Annotated in this window: 13 protein-coding genes; 5 read left to right on the top strand and 8 right to left on the bottom strand. The window is 71.7% G+C overall.

Annotated features, from left to right (window positions below; translation table 11 throughout):
* Positions 1 to 254: 254 nt before the first annotated feature.
* A complete protein-coding gene (locus tag ACFMQL_RS12035; RefSeq protein ID WP_364063824.1) occupies positions 255 to 779 on the bottom strand; it encodes a hypothetical protein in 525 nt (174 codons plus the stop codon).
* Positions 776 to 1,843, bottom strand: a complete 1,068-nt coding sequence (locus ACFMQL_RS12030) for a lytic polysaccharide monooxygenase (protein WP_364063821.1) — start codon at positions 1,841 to 1,843, stop codon at positions 776 to 778. The genes ACFMQL_RS12035 and ACFMQL_RS12030 overlap by 4 nt, the downstream gene beginning before the upstream one ends.
* A 263-nt stretch (positions 1,844 to 2,106) precedes the next feature.
* Between ACFMQL_RS12030 and ACFMQL_RS12025 the strand changes: the two genes are divergently transcribed.
* Complete coding sequence (locus tag ACFMQL_RS12025; RefSeq protein ID WP_378785699.1) at positions 2,107 to 3,198, top strand: cellulose binding domain-containing protein; 1,092 nt, start codon at positions 2,107 to 2,109, stop codon at positions 3,196 to 3,198.
* Positions 3,199 to 3,334: 136 nt separating this feature from the next.
* Here the strand turns inward: ACFMQL_RS12025 and ACFMQL_RS12020 are convergent, their stop codons facing one another.
* The 3 genes from ACFMQL_RS12020 to ACFMQL_RS12010 all read right to left on the bottom strand — a co-directional run bounded on the left by ACFMQL_RS12020 (position 3,335) and on the right by ACFMQL_RS12010 (position 7,941).
* Complete coding sequence (locus ACFMQL_RS12020) at positions 3,335 to 4,600, bottom strand: serine/threonine-protein kinase (RefSeq protein WP_378785698.1); 1,266 nt, start codon at positions 4,598 to 4,600, stop codon at positions 3,335 to 3,337.
* Positions 4,587 to 5,558: a LacI family DNA-binding transcriptional regulator gene (locus ACFMQL_RS12015; protein ID WP_364063812.1), complete on the bottom strand. Its 972-nt coding sequence runs from the start codon at positions 5,556 to 5,558 to the stop codon at positions 4,587 to 4,589. The genes ACFMQL_RS12020 and ACFMQL_RS12015 overlap by 14 nt, the downstream gene beginning before the upstream one ends.
* A 232-nt stretch (positions 5,559 to 5,790) precedes the next feature.
* Positions 5,791 to 7,941: a transglycosylase domain-containing protein gene (locus ACFMQL_RS12010; RefSeq protein WP_364063809.1), complete on the bottom strand. Its 2,151-nt coding sequence runs from the start codon at positions 7,939 to 7,941 to the stop codon at positions 5,791 to 5,793.
* A 303-nt stretch (positions 7,942 to 8,244) separates the two neighbouring features.
* On the opposite strand from ACFMQL_RS12010, the gene ACFMQL_RS12005 reads away from it, so the two are divergent.
* The 3 genes from ACFMQL_RS12005 to ACFMQL_RS11995 all read left to right on the top strand — a co-directional run bounded on the left by ACFMQL_RS12005 (position 8,245) and on the right by ACFMQL_RS11995 (position 11,082).
* Positions 8,245 to 9,438: a hypothetical protein gene (locus ACFMQL_RS12005; RefSeq protein WP_378785696.1), complete on the top strand. Its 1,194-nt coding sequence runs from the start codon at positions 8,245 to 8,247 to the stop codon at positions 9,436 to 9,438.
* Positions 9,435 to 10,436 carry a hypothetical protein gene (locus ACFMQL_RS12000; protein ID WP_378785695.1) on the top strand — a complete coding sequence of 334 codons (1,002 nt, stop codon included), beginning with the start codon at positions 9,435 to 9,437 and terminating at the stop codon, positions 10,434 to 10,436. Before ACFMQL_RS12005 ends, ACFMQL_RS12000 begins: the two co-directional genes overlap by 4 nt.
* Before the next feature lie 148 nt (positions 10,437 to 10,584).
* On the top strand, positions 10,585 to 11,082 hold the full coding sequence (locus tag ACFMQL_RS11995; RefSeq protein WP_364063800.1) for an STAS domain-containing protein: 498 nt from the start codon (positions 10,585 to 10,587) through the stop codon (positions 11,080 to 11,082).
* A 4-nt stretch (positions 11,083 to 11,086) separates the two neighbouring features.
* On the opposite strand, the gene ACFMQL_RS11990 is transcribed toward ACFMQL_RS11995, so the two are convergent.
* From ACFMQL_RS11990 to ACFMQL_RS11980, 3 genes are all read right to left on the bottom strand, one after another.
* The gene (locus ACFMQL_RS11990) at positions 11,087 to 12,493 is read right to left on the bottom strand and encodes a dihydrolipoyl dehydrogenase family protein (RefSeq protein WP_378785693.1); all 1,407 of its coding nucleotides are present in this window, start codon (positions 12,491 to 12,493) and stop codon (positions 11,087 to 11,089) included.
* 245 nt (positions 12,494 to 12,738) lie between these two features.
* Positions 12,739 to 13,176: an STAS domain-containing protein gene (locus ACFMQL_RS11985; protein WP_364063794.1), complete on the bottom strand. Its 438-nt coding sequence runs from the start codon at positions 13,174 to 13,176 to the stop codon at positions 12,739 to 12,741.
* Positions 13,177 to 13,260: 84 nt separating this feature from the next.
* Complete coding sequence (locus tag ACFMQL_RS11980) at positions 13,261 to 14,919, bottom strand: IucA/IucC family C-terminal-domain containing protein (RefSeq protein ID WP_378785691.1); 1,659 nt, start codon at positions 14,917 to 14,919, stop codon at positions 13,261 to 13,263.
* 380 nt (positions 14,920 to 15,299) lie between these two features.
* Here ACFMQL_RS11980 and ACFMQL_RS11975 point away from each other — a divergent pair, with 380 nt between their 5' ends.
* Positions 15,300 to 16,814, top strand: a complete 1,515-nt coding sequence (locus ACFMQL_RS11975) for an IucA/IucC family C-terminal-domain containing protein (protein ID WP_364063788.1) — start codon at positions 15,300 to 15,302, stop codon at positions 16,812 to 16,814.
* Positions 16,815 to 16,836 lie beyond the last annotated feature (22 nt).

The following is a 16,836-nucleotide window of genomic DNA, read 5'->3' as shown; positions in this document are numbered from 1 at the left end:
CACTCGGCCGCGTCCGTGTTTCACCGCCCCTTTTCACCGGCTTCCCTGTCGCCGCTCAGAAGCGCTGTCGGACGGGCCACCGTGCGGAGGGCGGGCCACCGTGCGGAGGGCGGGCCGGGCGTGCGGAGGGCGGGCCGGGCGTGCGGAGGGCGGATGGGGCCGCGCGGTCGTCGGGGCGGGTCGCCGCTGGGGCGGGTCCGGCGGGATGGAGGCGCCGTCCGGGGCGGCCCGCGCACCCCTGCCTCGCAAGAGCGTTACTTGGCCGCCGACGAGGCCAGGGCGAAGCGTTCGCGGGCGGCATCGATCGCGCTGTCGTCCTGGAAGTCCTCGAACGCCTGCTGATGGTAGCGCTCGGGGATCAGCCGCTTGACCCGCTCAGGATAGCCGGGGCCGGGCTCGGGCACCTTGATCTGCGGCGGGATGCCGATCTTCACGGCGATCGGCCCCGAGGCGCGGACGGACGAGGCCCACTCGGGGCTCTCGCCGGTGACGGCGCACATGTGGCGGGCGTAGACCCAACGCACCTCGACCAGCGAGGTCGCGTTCGGCGGCTCGGTGCCGAAGGGTTCGACGGCGCACACGACGCCGGACTCGAAGTTGTGTCCATGGGCGTGGTGCTCGCCGGGCGACGCCTGTTCGAGTATCAGTGTCACCTGCGCGGCGAGCTCCTCGTTCAGCGTGGAAGACGGCTGCCTGCTCGCGAAGAACATCACCCCGGCCAGGGTGATCCCGGCCAGGGTGATGGTCGCCGCGATGAGCCCGCGACGCGAAGTGATCACGAGCTGGTGCAGGTCAGGCTCGGTGCGGGGTTCGGGATGGAGCCGGTGGCGTTGAACCCGAACGTGGTGGAGGCACCGGGCGCGAGCTGCCCGTTGTGCGTGGCGTTCGTGACCGACACGTTGGGCGCTTGGGCCGAGAGCACGCCGTTCCATGGCGAGCCTTCGAAGCCCTGGCCACCGGTGTAGGTCCACTTGACGGTCCAGCCGTTGATGGCGCTGGTGCCGGTGTTCTTGACCGTCACCTCACCCTGGAAGTGGCCGGCCCAGCCGGTGTCGGTGGCCTTCCAGGTGGCGGTGCAGTCGCCGTTGGGCTCCGGATCCGGCTCGGTCGGTTCGGGGTCGGGCGACGGGCCGGGGTTGCTGCCGTCGGGGCCGACGCCCGTGACCTCACCGTTGCCGCCGTCGAAGACGACGTCGGAGCAGCTGTAGAAGTTCTCGGCGCTGTCCGAACGGATCCAGTGCGTGAAGATGATGTGCCGGCCGCTCTTGCCGGACGGGAGCTGGGCGTTCCAGTAGTAGTAGTTCAGGCCGCCCGCTCCGCCGGACTTGGGCGGGTCGGTGACGCTGCCGAAGAGCTCCAGGTCGGACCACTTCAGCGGGCTGGTGGGGTCCCAGCCGTTCTTGGTGATGTAGTAGTCGAACCTGCCGGGGTGCTCGGCCCAGTTGCTGTGCCGCATCTGGATGGTGGCGCCCGAGGTCAGGTGGGTCGTCGGCCAGTCGGTACGGGCGGCGTTGTAGGCGGTGAAGTCGTACGGGCCGCCGGTGCCGCCGCTGCAGATCTGGCCGTCGGGGATGAAGCCGGAGGTCCGGCCGGCGCCGTCGGAGCGCAGTACGGCGAACCAGTTGTACAGGGGAGTGGTGCCGCTCTGGGCGACGGCATCGGCACACGCGGGGTTGTACGGCTGGATCTGCCCGTTCTCCCGCAGGCCGTCCTGCCAGCACAGGAACGTACGGCTGCCGGGGAACATCGTCACGCCGTGCGCCTGCGCCTGTGTGGGCACCATTAACACTGAGGTGATGAGGACGAGGACGGCGGTGATTCCCGCCGACTTGAACAACTTCATGTGGAGATTCCCTTGCGCTGACGACAGAGGAAACCTGCCCACGACCTGCCCGCCCGGCCAGCGCATTGAATCACGACTTTTCGGGATTCGACAATCTTCCGTGAAACTTTCATCCGATCTTGGTCCCACTTTGCGCTGGTGACCGCCCGCCCGGCCCATGAAGCACGTAAGGAATGCTTGCCGGACGTTTCCGTCGCCGGAAGGCTGACGATTGGGAGCGCTCCCACTACACTCCCCTGTCAGAGAGGCGGGAGCAAGACGCCATGAGGAACGCGCACATCCTTTTGCTCATCGGGGCGTTGTTCACGCTGGGCCTGGTCGCGTCGCCTGCCTATGCCGCACCGGTGATCTGCGAGAAGTACGGTTCCGCGAGCATCCAGGGCGGCCGCTACATCGTGCAGAACAACGTCTGGGGCGCGAGCACCGCGCAGTGCATCGACGTCAACCAGAACGGCGGCTTCAGCATCACCCAGTCCGACCACGACAACTCCACCAGCGGCGCACCGGCCGGATACCCGTCCATCTACGCCGGCTGCCACTACGGCAACTGCACCACCGGCAGCAACCTGCCCATGCAGGCGAGCGCTTCCGGCTTCGCCGCGCTCAGGAGCAGCGTCAGCATGTCGTATCCGGGCTCCGGCACCTACAACGCCTCCTACGACCTGTGGTTCGACCCCACGCCGCGCACCGATGGCCAGAACACCGGCGCCGAGCTGATGATCTGGCTCAACCGGCAGGGCTCGATCCAGCCCATCGGCTCGCGGGTCGGCACCGCGAACCTGGCCGGCGCGACCTGGGAGGTGTGGTTCGGCAACACCGGCTGGAACGTCATCTCCTACGTGCGCACCTCGCCGGCCACCTCGCTCGACTTCACCATCGACACCTTCTACTCGGACGTGGTCAGCCGTGGCTACGGCCAGCGGTCGTGGTACCTGACCAGCGTCCAGGCCGGCTTCGAGCCCTGGATCGGCGGTGCCGGGCTGAGCGTGAACTCGTTCTCGTTCACCACCGGAGGAGGCGGTGACGGCGGAGACGGCGGCAACGGCGGCGGGAACTGCGCGGTCACCGCGACCATCCAAGGCGAGTGGAACTCCGGCTACGTCGTCCAGCCCGTCACCGTGACCAACCGCGGCACCTCGACGCTGAACGGCTGGACGGTCACCTTCCCGCTGCCGCCGGGACATCAGATCACCGGCATGTGGAACGCCGAGTACACGGTCAGCGGCGACACCGTGACGGTCAGGAGCCTGCCGCACAACGGCGGCCTCGCGCCGAACGCCGGCGCCACGTTCGGCTTCCAGGCGTCGCGGCCGGACGGGAACTCGCAGGTGCCGAACGGTTACACCTGCGCCTGAGGCTCGCGCGGGCACGCTTTGCGAGGGGCCCGGCCCGCGCGAACGAGGGGTACGGCTGGTGCTGCCGTACCCCTCACCCTTGCTCCAGCCGAGAAGCCTTCCGGGCCGGGAGCCTTCCCGAGACGGACCGCCGGGATCAGTCGCGTTCCAGCGCGGCCTCGATGTCGTCCAGCCTGGCTTGTAGCTCGCTCAGGCAGGCCGGCCGCAGGCGGCCTTCGCGCAGCCGGTCGGAGAGCTTCTGCCGCAGCTCGCCCGTCCTGGGGCCCTGCGCGGACGGCCCGTGCGCCGGCCCTTGGGCGGGGGCGACCACGGCGGCCAGCACCTGCTTGAGGTCGAGCACCACGTCGTCGTCCGTCGCGCCGCAGGGCGTCCTGGCCTCCAGCGTGGTCGTGAACTCGGCCGCGGCCTGCTCCAGCGTCCGCGCCGATGCGGGCGAACGCTCGATCAGCCGGGCCGAGGGAGACGGCGGCACCGCCACCGGGTCGGGCGGCGCCTCACGCTGCGGCGCCGACTGCTGAAACCACAGCAGCGCCGACAGCGCGAGCGCCGCCGAGCCCGCCACCGTCAGTCCGCGCCGCACGTTGCGGCCGAGCGAGGCGGTGCCGAGCGCGCTGGTCAGCGCGGCGACGATCTGCGCCGCCGTCGGGCGATCCTCCGGCCGGTGCGCCAGGCAGCGCTGGCAGAGCGTGGCGATGGCGTTCGGCACGCCGGTCACGCGGGGCGGCGGCTCGGTCCTGCGCGCCGCCTCGATCTCCTCCCATGTCGTCTCCGGGTACGGGGTGCGCCCGGTCAGCATGAGGTGCAGCAGCACGCCGAAGGCGTACACGTCCACGGCGGGATGCGTGGGCACGCCGAGCAGCCGCTCGGGGGCGACGTAGGGCGGGGTGCCGCGGTCGTCGTCGGGGTCGCCGGCCCAGGCCGCGATGCCGAAGTCGAGCAGCTTGGGCCCTGTGGGGGTGAGCAGCACGTTCTCGGCCGTGACGTCCCTGTGCACCAGGCCACGGGCGTGCCCGGCCATCAGCACCCTGGCCAGCCGCAGCCCGATGGCGGCCGCCTCCTGCCACGGCAGCGGGCCCTGCTCGATGCGCTCGGCCAGCGGGGTGCCGTCGAGCAGCGGCATCACCACGTACGCGGCCACGCTGCCGCTCGCGGTGACGGTCTCGCCGTAGTCGTAGATCTCGATCGAGTCGGGGTGGATGAAGCGGGCGGCGGCGCGGGCCTCGCTGCGTACGCTGACCCGTTCGAACGGATCGTGCAGCGAGGCCGTGAGCACCTTGACCGCGACCATCCGGTGCAGAGACTGGTCGAAGGCGCGCCAGATGACCGACATGCCCCCGCGGGCCAGCGGATCCAGCAACAGATACCGCCGGGCCAGGACGTCCCCAGGCTCAAGCCGACTCACGGACGACCAGTTCCGTGGGGAGTACCGGGTCGACGCCCGTCGCCCCGGTCAGGAGCAGCCGGGTGGCGACCGTGGCGAGCTCCTCGACGGGCTGGCGGATGGTGGTCAGGGCCGGGACGGTGTGCCGGGCCACCGGCGCGTCGTCGAACCCGATCACCGCGACGTCGGCCGGCACCTTGCGTCCGGCTCTGCGCAGCGCCTGGATGGCGCCCGCCGCCATGAGGTCGGAGGCCACGAACACGGCGTCGAGCCCGGGTGCGTGGCGCAGCAACCACTGCATGGCGTGGGTGCCTGAAGCTGCGGTGAAGTCACCGTACGCGACGGGGACGTCGGGCGCCCCGGCCGCCTGGAGGGTGCGGACGAGGCCCTCCAGCCGGTCGCGGGCGCCGGGTAAGGAGGGCGGGCCGCCGATGGCGGCGACGTTGCGGCGGCCGGTGAGCAGGAAGTGCTCGGCCGCCTGGCGGCCGCCGTCGAGGTTGTCGACGTCGGCGAACGGAAGCTTGAGGTCGTGGGGCGGCCGGCCGATGTTGCGGACCGGGATGCCCGATGTCGATAACTTGATGGCCAGGGGATGGCGCTCTCTGGCGCCGATGATGAGCACGGAGCCGGATAACGCGGGCAGCGTGGACGAGGTCGGGGTGACGGTGGTCACCATGAGATGGGTGCCGTGTTCGCTGATCACGGCGCCTGCGGCGGACAGGAGCCGGGCGTAGTAGGGCTCGGAGAAAAGCCGGGGCAGGTGGTCGCAGATCACCGCCGTGACGCCGTCGGTGCTGGTCTTGGCGGCGCTTCCCCGGGGTGCGCGTTGTCGGACGTATCCCATACGGGACACGGCGTCGTAGACTTGGCGGCGGGTCGAGGTACTGACCCGCACCGAGCCCGTGAGGACTCTTGATGCGGTCGCGGGGGAAACCCCTGCAGCGGCCGCCACCTGTGCCAGTGTGGGCTGCTCGGTCATGGAGCACCTCGCGGAAAGATCCTGGGAGCGCTCCCACGTTACCAATGTTTCGCCGTTGTTAATAGGGCCTTTGCTGAGAGTGCGTCCGCGTGTGCGGACGCACTCCGAATTTGCTCAGCTAGAGGCGGTGGTAACTCGTAGAGGTTTCCGCGAGGTCAACTGATCACGACGGTATTTCCGTGCCCGATTTGTCTTATCCGACAATGAGGAAACCGCTCCTATCGGGTGATCATTAGAAGTCCGAGTCCGCCTCGTCGAGCTGCTCGATGCCGTCGTCTCCGTTGGTGGCGTCGTCCGGCGAGGTCTGGCGGACCGGCGCGCAGCCCGAGCCGCAGCCGCCGAAGCGGGCGGTGTTCACCGGGTGGAAGTCGGTGGGCGGCACGCCCTTCAGCGCGGCCATCATCGTGTCCTTCCAGATCGGCCCGGGGATCGAGGAGCCGAAGACGGAGGGGTAGTACTTCCCGCCGATGGTGATGTTGTTCAGCTTGTGGTCCTGCGCGCCGCGCGGGTCGCCGATGCTGACCGCGCCCGCGAGGTCGGGGGTGAACCCGGCGAACCAGGCGGTGGCCTGGTTGTCCGTCGTACCCGTCTTGCCGGCGGCGGGCCGGCCGATGCCGCCCACGCCCCGCATGGTGCCCTTGGTGAACACGCCCGACAGGATGTTCGCCGCCGCGTCGGCGACCTCGGGGTCCAGCACCTGCTTGCACTGCGGCCGGTAGGTGGTCACCTTGCCGTTGCGGTCGGTGATCTTGGTGATCGCCATCGGCTTGCAGTACTTGCCGCGCGCGCCCAGCGAGGCGTACGCGTTGGCCACCGTCACCGGGTCCATCTCGTTGGTGCCGAGCGTGAAGGTCTCGTACTCGGTCAGCGGCAGCCCGTCGGAGCGGTGGATGCCGAGCGACTTGGCGGTCTGGATCGTCTCACACAGGCCCACCTTCTGTTCCAGCATGACGAAGAAGGTGTTCACCGACTGCCAGGTGCCGGTGGCCAGCGTCTTGAAACCGCCGCCGCCCTCGTCGTTGGTGACGGTGTGGGTGGGGTCGCCGATGTTCTCCTTCTTGCAGTTCTTGAACGACGAGTAGTACGGCGCGCGGTAACCGCTGCCCACGGTGAACCCGTCGTTGATCTTCCAGCCCTGCTTCAGGGCGGTGACCAGCGTGAACGTCTTGAACGTCGACCCCGCCTGGAAGCCGGTGCCGCCGCCGTGCTGCGCGTCGGCGACGACGTTGTACGACATCTCCTTCTTGCGCTTGTTGTTGCCGTACTTGCGGCTGGCCGCCATCGCCTTGATCTGACCGGTGCCCGGCTGCACCAGGGCCTCGGCGGCGACCGGGTCGTCGGAGGCGTAGACGTGCTTCCTGATCGCCCGCTCGGCGGCGGCCTGCATCTTCGGGTCGATCGTGGTCTGGATGGTCAGGCCGCCCCGGTTGAGGAACTGCGCCCGCGCCTTGGCCGTCTTGCCGAAGGCCGGGTTGCTGAGCACCTCGTTGCGCACGTACATGCAGAAGTACGGGTACTTGCTGGAGGCGCAGCCGCCGGGCAGCGGGGTGCCCTTGTAGCCGAGCGGCTTGGCCTTGGCCTCCGCGGCCTCCTCGGGGGTGATCTTCTTCAGCTCGGCCATCCGGTCGAGCACCACGTTGCGCCGGGCGAGCAGGCGCTTGCGCTGCGCCTTGCCGAGGTTGGGGTCGGTCGCGTTCGGGTCCTGCACGGCGCCGGCAAGGGTCGCGGCCTGCGCGAGGTTCAGCTCGGAGGCGCGGACGCCGAAGAAGCGCTTGGCGGCGGCTTCGATGCCGTTGGCGTGGGCGCCGAAGTAGGCGATGTTGAGGTACTTCTCCAGGATCTCGTCCTTGGTGTACTTCTGCTCGACCGCCATCGCGTAGCGCAGCTCCTTGAGCTTGCGCGCGTAGCTGGCCTCAAGGGCGGCGTTGCGCTCCTTGTCGGTGGTGGCCGAGTTGAGCAGCACCTGCTTGACGTACTGCTGGGTGATGGACGAGCCGCCCTGGGCGATGCCGCCGGAGGAGAGGTTCTTGGCCAGGGCGCGCAGGGTGCCCTCGATGTCGATGGCGCCGTGCTCGTAGAAGCGGAAGTCCTCGATGGAGATGATGGCCGTCTTCATGATCGGCGCGACCTCGTCGAGCGTGACCGACTCGCGGTACTGCTCCCAGAACTGCGCGATCACGTTGCCCTTGGCGTCGACGACCGTGGTCTTCTCCGCGAGCGGGGGCTCTTTGAGCTCTTCGGGTTTGATCCCGAGTTCCTCGGATGCCGAGACGAATATCGCTCCAGTGCCGCCGACCGCGGGCAACGCGACGGCGGCGGCCAGCACGCCGGCCGCCGCGGCGGCCGCCGTCAGGCGCGCGACACTCGACAGACGGGAACCCATGGTGGTAAACCCCTCCCACTTGTGGCAATAGGGTGCATCCTAAACCCGGGCATCACATGCTCCGCGTAAAAGCTTGGACGCCCCTTGGGCCCCGAAAGTTGTGCGGGATCGGCGTTTTTTACGGGGATCCTGGGTATAACCGCTGTTTGCCCAGCTTGAGGCTGCTGCGGTCCGAGTGATCTCCTGTGGCGGCTGAGATTCCCCCAAGCCGCGGGCAAGGATGCGTGTCGGCCACCGTGTCCCCCGGCCCGGACTGGCAACGTCTACCAGGCCATTTCTTCCTGCGCCTTGGTGGAGGGGCTTATGCGTCACGTCGGGGAAGGTGAGCACGTCGACCGGCTGCTCGCCGCCGCCAGGACCTGCTGGGGAGACGGCCCGGGCGGTGACGGATACGTCGCGGTCGAGGCGTACGACGAGGACCTGCGGGCTGTGGCGAGGACGCTGCTGGTGGCGCGGGCGCTCTGCGCGCTGCTGGGGACGCGGCTGGTCGCCCGCACCCGCCCCGAATGGGCCCGGCTGGCCGTGGCCTTCGGCGCCACCGACACCACACCCGACCAGCCGCCCGCCGCCGTGGTCACCACGGTGGCCGACCGCTCGGTGCCCAGGGAGATCCCCGTCGTCCACGTGCACGGCAAGGGCTCGCTCCAGGCGTACGCGCTCTTCCCCGACCACGGGGCCTGCTCGATCGACGAGGAGCTGCCCGCCAGGGTCGGCGCGTTCTTCGAGCGGCACGTCTGGCCACGGCGCCACGAGATCAGGCCGGGCGCCGAGCGGGCCACCCGGCGGGCGCGGCGCAGCTACCAGGTCCGTACGGAGACCGAGCGCCGCCAGCTCCGCCACTACGGCTGCGCCAGGCTCGGCCTCGACCCCGACCGCCCCACGATCACCGTCCACGCCCACGCGCCGGGCCGCGACGACCGGATGTTCGGCGCGCTCACTCAGTTCGCCTCCTGCGACGAGTCCGCCAACTGGCTCTTCCACGACCCCGTCACCGGCCACTCCCGCGTCCGCCGGGTGGACGGCCGGCTGTCTGCGAACCTGCTGTGGAGCATGACCGACGCGGCGGTCACATTCGGCGAGAGCGACCTGCCCGCGTTCGGCATCCCCGTCATCCAGGCCGGCTGGTCGGAGGGCCGCGCGTGCGGCGCCGTCCACGCTCCGGCCACCCCGTCGGAGCTGCGCGCACTGCTCGCCGAGGCCATCGCCAGGCACGCCAAGGGCGAGAGCATCCTCGGGCCGGAGCAGCGCGAGCGCGCCAGGCTCTGGCTCTGGCTGCGCCGCTGCGGCGCGGACGTGCCTAGCCAGCTCCTGCCCCACTGGGAGCAGGGCGACGACTACGCACGCGTGCTCGCCGTCAACCTGCGGCACGTCGAGCCCGACGGAGACCCCCTCTTCGGCGCCGTGGCCCGGCTGTGGGAGCGGCGCGACCCCATGCTCACCCGCTTCGACTTCCACGATCAGGACATCACGTGCACCCCCTGGAGGAACACCCGATGAGCAGCACAGGATCGGTCACCGACGTCGACCCGGTGATCCTTCCCGCCATCCCGCCCGTCCACCTGAACAGCGGCAAGGTCGCCGCGCTCCAGGTGACCGACCGGCTGCGCCGAGGCACGCAGATCGTGGGCAGGTTCGAGACGTCGGGGCTGGCCGGGTTCAAGGTGTCGGCGCAGGGACGGCCGCTGCGGGTGCACGTCTCCCTGTCCACCGACGAGCGGTCGGTCAGCGGCTGGCACGAGGGACGGGCCGAGCCGGTCGGGCCCGTGCCGCGCTTCGTCCAGATCAGGTCCCAGGGCCGGATGCGGCAGTGCGTGCTGCTGCGCGGCCGCAGGGCGCACGCCAAGGTCGCCTTCGACCTCACGCCCGAGGAGATCCCCGACGACGGCCTCATCTGCATCGAGGTGCTGGACATCATCGAGGGCGACGGCGTGCACCCGGACGTGCGCGACGCCGTCTCCGGGCGGGTCGCCGCGGACGGCGCGGCCGGCGTGCGGCTGGACAAGGTCGTCTTCGAGGAGCCGCCCCCGGTGGACTACGACCCCGACACGCTCGACGGGTCACGCTGCGAGCTGTACGGGCTGATCAGCGCGGGCGGGCTGGCGAACGCCCACCGGCAGGGCAGGCGGGCGCTGCGATCGGGCATGTTCGTCGTGAACCCCGTGCTCAAGGACCGGTTCGGCTCCAAGGAGAAGATCATCCTGCGGCTCGGCACCCGTGCGGAGGCGGTCAGCATGATCCCCGCGACCTGGCGACGGGTCAACAGCGAGCTGCGCTGGCTGCGACACGCCACCAGGAAGCTGCTGCACTCGGCCGCGCCCAGGGTGGAGCGGGTGCTCAGCATCAGGGACGGCGACCTGGGGGCGCCGGACCAGAGCGAGCAGGGGAACGTGACCGAGCTGGTGCTGCCGGGCCCGTCCGGGTCGCCACTGCTGGTGCTGCTCGGGCCGTCCCCCGACTGCGTGCCGACGCTGGAATCGGGCACGCAGTCCGACTGACGCACGCGCGTCTCAAGGCCGGGATATGCTCATTCCGCCGCATTTGGCGGGCCTGGCGCGGCGGGCGAATCATGCCCGTTCCGTCACCTGCGGCCCCTCGAATCGGCGATCACCTGTGAGAACGCCGCTCTGTGGGCAGTGTCTATCTGTGAGCAGGAGCGGATTGCTGATCGAGACGACCCGGCACCTCCACTGCACGGTCGTCCGTGCCGCCGGCGTGCTCGACCATGCCGGCCGCGAGCGCTTCAGCTCCTGCGTCGACATCGTGTGGAACTGGTCGGTCGGCCCCGTTCTCGTGTTCGACCTGGCCGACCTCGACTTCTACGACGCCTCGATCATCGGCGTGCTCGGCATGGTCATGCAGCGCATGGAGGAGGAAGGGGGCAGCGGCCGGATCATCCTCGTCCGGCCCAGCGCCCACCTGCTCACCGTGCTGCGGCTGACCGGCCTGCTGCCGCACGTGGAGCTGCGCGACAGCGTGGCCGAAACGCTGACCGAGCTGGCCCTGCACCCATCAGAGCACCCGCCCGGGCACCCGTCAGAGCACCCGTCCGGGCACCCGGCGGAGCATTCGTCTGAGCACCCGTCCGGGCAGCGGACGGTGCCCGATGAGCGGCCCGGTGCCGCCGGGCGCGCCACCGGGTGAGGTTTCACAGCCCGTACGTCTCCAGCAGCCGCAGCCAGATCTCGCTCACCGTCGGGAACGACGGCACCGCGTGCCAGAGCCGGTCGAGCGGCACCTCGGCCGTCACCGCGATCGTGGCCGCGTGCAGCAGCTCAGCCGCGCCGGGACCCGCGAACGTGACGCCGAGCAGCACCTTCCTGTCCTCGTCCACCACGGCCTTGGCCTTGCCGCGGTAGCCGTCGCCCAGCAGGTACGCCCCGGTGACCGCGCCCATGTCGTACTCGACCGCCCGCACCCGGAAGCCGTCGGCGCGGGCCTGCTCCTCCGTGCGGCCCACCGCGCAGACCTGCGGGTCGGTGAAGACGACCTGGGGCGAGCCGTAGCCGTAGGCCAGGTCGCGCATCGCGGGCAGCTCGTCGCCGCGCGCCCTGGCGGCGATCACGTCGCCGCAGATCCGCGCCTGGTACTTGCCCATGTGCGTGAGCAGCGCCCGGCCGTTGACGTCACCCACGGCGTACAGCCAGCCCTCGGGCACGCCGGTGGCCCGCATGCTGTCGTCCACCTCGACGGGGGTGTCGTCCGGCAGGCCGACCGTGTCGAGGCCGAGCCCGCGGGTGGCGACGTTGCGGCCCGTGGCGACCAGCAGCTCGTCGGCCTCGATCGGCGGGCCGTCGCTCAGGTGCACGGTGACCTTGCCGCCGGGCTCCGGCCGCTCGACGCGTTCCATGCTCGTGTTGAAGCGCACGTCGATGCCGGACTCCGCGAACGACTGCGCGACCAGCTCGCCGGCGAACGGCTCCATGCGGCCGAGCAGGCGGTCCCCGCGTACCACGATCGTCGTCTGGCGGGCGCCCAGCCCGTGCATGGCCTGCGCCATCTCGCAGGCGACCACGCCGCCGCCCAGCACCACCAGCCGCTCCGGGATCGAGGATGCCGCCGTCACCTCGTGGCTCGTCCACGGCTTCGCCTCGGCCAGGCCCGGCACGGGCGGCACGGCGGCGGTGCTGCCGGTGGCGAGCACGACGGCCTGGCGGGCGGTCAGCACGCGCTCGTCGCCGTCCTCCGTGGTGACCCGCACCCGCTTGGGGCCGTCGAGCCTGCCGCGGCCCCGTACGAACTCGGCAGGAACGCTCTCGATCCAGCGCACCTGCCCGCCGTCGTCGTAGCCGGACACCGCCTCGTCCCGCCTGGCCAGCACCTTCCGCACGTCGATCTCGCCCAGCGTCATCCCCGGCACCCTGGCCACATCCGCCGCGAGATCGACCGGCCGCAGCAGCGTCTTACTGGGGACACACGCCCAGTAGGAGCACTCGCCGCCGGCCAGGCGCTCCTCGACGATGGCGGCGGTCAGCCCGCCGCGCACGGCGCGGTCCACCACGTTCTCTCCTGCGGGCCCGGCGCCGATCACGATCACATCGAACTCGTCCGCCACCGCTGCCTCCCCAAGCACTCGCCCGGTCTTTTAGCCGATGCTTTCACGCCCCGCCGCCGGACGCAGCGACCGGTCCACGGTACGAGGCTCGGCGGGGGTGGGGTGGCGAGGCGTTTGCGGTGGTCGGCGGGGGCTTGTGAGGTGCGCGCGGCGGTCAGCGAGGGCCGGGGCGCTTGGGACGGTGGTCGGCGGGGGCTTTAGGGGTGTGCGGCGGTCAGCGAGGGCCGGGGCGCTTGGGACGGTGTTCAGCGGGGGCGGCGGGGAGCCGGCTGCACGGTGCGGAGGCGGGGGAGATGGCGGCGGGCGGGGCCTGCCGGGCGGTACGCGGCCACGCCGGCCGCCGCGAGGGCCTCCGCCATGGTGGCGAACACCGGGATCGCCGCGTCCGCCTGCTCGCCCATCAGCGCGATGAGGCGGCGCAGCGGCGGGCGGGCCCCGGCGACGGCCAGGTGCCCGCCCTTGGCCCGCAGCGCGCGGTGGGTGAGCGCGAGCCGTTCGATGCCGCTGAGATCGCAGAACCACAGGTCGCCCGCCGCGACCAGCACGTGCGTGAGCGGCGATTTGGGCACGGGGTCGAGAAACGAGGCCAGCACGGGCCGGGTGGTACGGTCCAGCTCGCCGGTCAGGGTGATCACCAGGGTCGTGTGATCGATGGGAACGAGCCGGACGGACAGTTGCATCATCGCGAGCCCCCCTCTCAGAACATGGGGCGCGTGAGCCGGTGCCCATCTTCCTTCCCCGGCGGGCACGGCGATAGGCACTTCGCGTCAAAGAGTTCCGATGAGCGGGTTCGGCAGCGTGGTCCAGCGGTCGCCCGCGCCCTCCATGCGGGCCAGCAGGTGGGCCTTGGCCGGGAGCCGTTCACCGAACAGCGCGGCGCGGTCGGCGGCCGGCAGCGACCCGGCCGCGTCACGGGCGGCCGTGGCCACGACCTGCCACAGCTTCGCCTCTGCGGCCCTGTCGCCCTGCCCGAAGGCGGAGATCAGGCTGCCGAACGTGGTGCCGATCAGCGAGCCGAACAGCTTCGCGTGCAGGACGGCCGGGTCGTCGCTGAGCAGCCGCGCGCTCACCGGCGGGGTCTCGACGCCGTGGCGGGCGAGCCTCGCGGGGCTGATTCTGACGTCGGCGAGATCGCGGTAGATCAGCCGGTACGGCCGGCCGCCGCCGTCCAGCGCCACCAGCAGGTTCTGGCCGTGCGCCTCCATGGCGATCCCGCAGGCCAGCATGCCCAGGGCCGACTCCCAGGCCAGTCGTGCGAACGCGGTCAGCCACGCCACCGGCTCCCGCGCGACGGCGCAGAGCGCGGGCGCGGCGGGGCCGGGGAACTCGTGGCCGGGCGATGCGGGTCCCTCGGGGGCGGTGAGGGGCCGGGCGGCGAGGGGCCGGGCGGCGAGCGGGCGGACGGCGAGGGCGAGGGCGGCGAGCGGGAGGACGGTGCCTGGGCCGGTCCCGGGTTCGGGCTCGGGCGTGGGATCGCGGAGCATGATCGACACATCGGCGCTCGGCCGTCCGTCGATCGGACCGGCCGCGCCCGCCAGGTAGCGGGCGATGCGCAGCCCGCCGCCGCAGCGCGCGGCCACTGTGGTGAGCAGGCCGGACAGGGGCACGCAGTCGCGTACGGAGCCGGGGGAGATGTCCCTGACGTCCGAGGTCATGCGGGTGGAGAAGGCCGTCTTGAGATGCGGCCCGCCGTCGAGCGGGGCGAGCGTGCGTACGGCCATGAGCGGGCGCGCGGGGATCACCCCGGTCGCGTGCGGCCGCAGCCCCAGCCCGGCGAGGACATGCGCGCTCTGCCACGGATGCACGGGCAGCAGCAGCCGGTCGCCGTCCCTGAGGGAGTCCGGCCACGGACCGGTGACGAGGCAGTCGCGGGCGGGCACCGCCAGCAGGTCGAGGCGGACGATGGGGCGGTGCTCGGGCATGTACGCGAGCTGCTCGGCCACCGACACGCCGGGGCGGTTGCGGCAGCCCGGATGGTAGGGATGGCCGTCGATCACGGCCTGCTCGTGCTCCTCGGGCGTCGCGGCGGGCCGGGCCGGGGCTCCGGCTCTGGAGAGCGCGAGCGAGGCGACGCTGTTGTCCAGATCTGCGATCAGGGCGGCGGTGCCGGGCAGGGCGAGCGCGTCGAGCAGCGCGGCCGGGTGGGTGTGCGGGTGTCCGTCGAGGTGCAGTACGGGCTCGTCGCGCACGTCGTACGGCCGCCGCTCGGGCCCGGTGAGCTTGCGTCCGTCGGTGAGCACCACGCACCCGGGCCCGGCCGCCGACAGGCCCGGCAGCGGCTCGTACAGCAGTCCCCGCCACAGCCGTCCCATGACGGCGGCCCGCGCGCCGGGCAGTGCGGCGGTGTAGCGGCCGGACAGCTTAGGCCGTACGCGGGCCAGCTCCTCGGCGAACTCCGCTTCCACCGGCCTCATCACGGCGCCCATGATCTCCGCCTTCCCCGTCTCCAACCCGTCGGCTACCCCGTGGGCACCAACGGGGACAAAAGGGTAGGAGTACGGTCGCCATGGCGACTACCGACGATCCGTCCCTATCCGCCGACCCGCCACATGACCTCGCGGGCCCGGGCGATGCCCCCGTGCGCACACGGGACGACCCCACCGAACCGCGACCCGAGCCCGCCGGACGCGCGACTGAGCCCGCAGGGTCGCCGGACGCGCTTGCCGGACGGCCGGTTGGGCCTGCCGGGCCGCAGGAGGGGCGGGCCACGTCGCCGACCGGACCTCCCACACCGCTGACCGGGCCTCCCAGACCGCCGGTTGGGCCTGCCAAGGCGCCGGGTGAGCCGACAGGGGCGCTGGAGCGGGTGGGTGACGAGGCCGAGGCGATGGCGATCACGGCGTTGCTGCGTTGCCTCATCCGGGAGGTGGCCGAGCCCGCCGGAGCGGGGGCGTACCGGTTGCCGGCCACCGGGCGCGTGCTGCGGGTCGAGGGCGGGCGGCGGCCGAGCGCGCCGATGCTGCGTGACGCCGGCGGGTGGCGGGCGCTCGGGCTGGCCGAGCTGGTCGAGGTGGCCGCCGGCGAGCTGCGGGCGAGCACCGGGGCGGTCAACGACGTGCTGCCCGCCGAGATCCTGCACAGCCGCGACGTCACCGCCGCGCTGCTCGCCGCCAGGAGTGACACGACGCCGCCCGCCGACCTGTACCTGCGCTCCGAGCAGGCCCTGATGGCGGGCCACCCCTACCACCCGGCACCCAAGGCGAGGGGCGGCGGAGGGGCGCAGGCGTGGCTGCCGTACTCGCCGGAGGCGCGGGCGAGCTTCCCGCTGACACTGCTGGGCGTCCCCGAGAGCGAGCTGATCGAGGTGGGGGACACGAGCGCGTTCGACCGGCTCGGCGGGACACGGGAGGCCGGTCTGGTGCCGCTGCCCGCGCATCCCTGGCAGGTGGAGCTGCTCGGCGGCCTGCCGGAGCTGCCCGAGCTGGGCCGTACCATCCGGCGGGCGGTGGCCACGGCCTCGATCCGCACCGTCTACCTGCCGGAGGCGGACCTGTTCTGCAAGTTCAGCCTGGACGTGCGGATCACGAACGACGTACGCCGCCTGTGGCTGCACGACCTGCGTCACCTCCCGGTGGTCGCGGCCCTGCTTGAGGCGGCCTTCGACGACATGCCCGCACATCTGCCCAGGCCGTCGCTGCTGCGCGACCGCGGCTACCGCAGCGTGGAGCTGGGCGGAGACGGCGGCGAGGCGCTGGCGGTGATCGTCCGCGACGGGCTGCGCGAGCACGTACGCCCGGGGCTGACGGCGCTGCTGGCGGCCGGGATCGCGGAGGGCTTTCCCGGCAGCCCGCTGGACGGCCTGGACGCCGACGGGGCGCTGCTGTGGTGGCAGCGCTACCTGGAGCACGTGGTGCCGCCGGTGCTGCACGCGTACCTGCGGCACGGGGTGGTGCTCGAATGCCACCTGCAGAACGTGCTGGTCGCGGTGGACGCGGCCGGGCTGCCCGGGCAGGCGCTGTTCCGCGACTACGAGGGCGTCAAGCTGGTCGCCGACCGGCACGCAGGCGGCGGAGGCCCGCTGCTGGGCGAGCGGCGGGCGTGGGAGCGGCTGGTCTACTGCCTGGTGACCAACAACCTGTGCGAGATCGCGGGTGCGCTGGCCGACCGGCATCCGGGGGTGCGGGCGGAGCTGTGGTCGCGGGCCAGGGCGGTGTTCGCGGCGGCGGCCAAGGACTACGGCGATCCGCAGGAGCTGCGCGAGCTGCTCGCCGCCGCGTACGTGCCGGCCAAGGCCAACCTGCTGCTGCGCTGGCTGGACGACGACGGCGCGGCCATGCGCTGGGTGAACGTCCCCAATCCTTTGCGACTCTTTACGCCATAAGCTATCGTCGCCACACAATCCT

This window comes from Nonomuraea fastidiosa (assembly GCF_042751225.1).
In the GTDB taxonomy this organism is placed as follows: Bacteria; Actinomycetota; Actinomycetes; order Streptosporangiales; family Streptosporangiaceae; genus Nonomuraea; species Nonomuraea fastidiosa.
This window is presented reverse-complemented; position numbering and strand designations above follow the sequence as displayed.

Bases quoted from the DNA above. Each gene is read 5' to 3' on its own strand.
- ACFMQL_RS12025 (WP_378785699.1), top strand. From the start codon at position 2,107: ATGAGGAACGCGCACATCCTTTTGCTCATCGGGGCGTTGTTCACGCTG.
- ACFMQL_RS12030 (WP_364063821.1), bottom strand. From the start codon at position 1,843: ATGAAGTTGTTCAAGTCGGCGGGAATCACCGCCGTCCTCGTCCTCATC.
- ACFMQL_RS11980 (WP_378785691.1), bottom strand. From the start codon at position 14,919: ATGGGCGCCGTGATGAGGCCGGTGGAAGCGGAGTTCGCCGAGGAGCTG.
- ACFMQL_RS12000 (WP_378785695.1), top strand. From the start codon at position 9,435: ATGAGCAGCACAGGATCGGTCACCGACGTCGACCCGGTGATCCTTCCC.
- ACFMQL_RS12015 (WP_364063812.1), bottom strand. From the start codon at position 5,558: ATGACCGAGCAGCCCACACTGGCACAGGTGGCGGCCGCTGCAGGGGTT.
- ACFMQL_RS11985 (WP_364063794.1), bottom strand. From the start codon at position 13,176: ATGATGCAACTGTCCGTCCGGCTCGTTCCCATCGATCACACGACCCTG.
- ACFMQL_RS12010 (WP_364063809.1), bottom strand. From the start codon at position 7,941: ATGGGTTCCCGTCTGTCGAGTGTCGCGCGCCTGACGGCGGCCGCCGCG.
- ACFMQL_RS12005 (WP_378785696.1), top strand. From the start codon at position 8,245: ATGCGTCACGTCGGGGAAGGTGAGCACGTCGACCGGCTGCTCGCCGCC.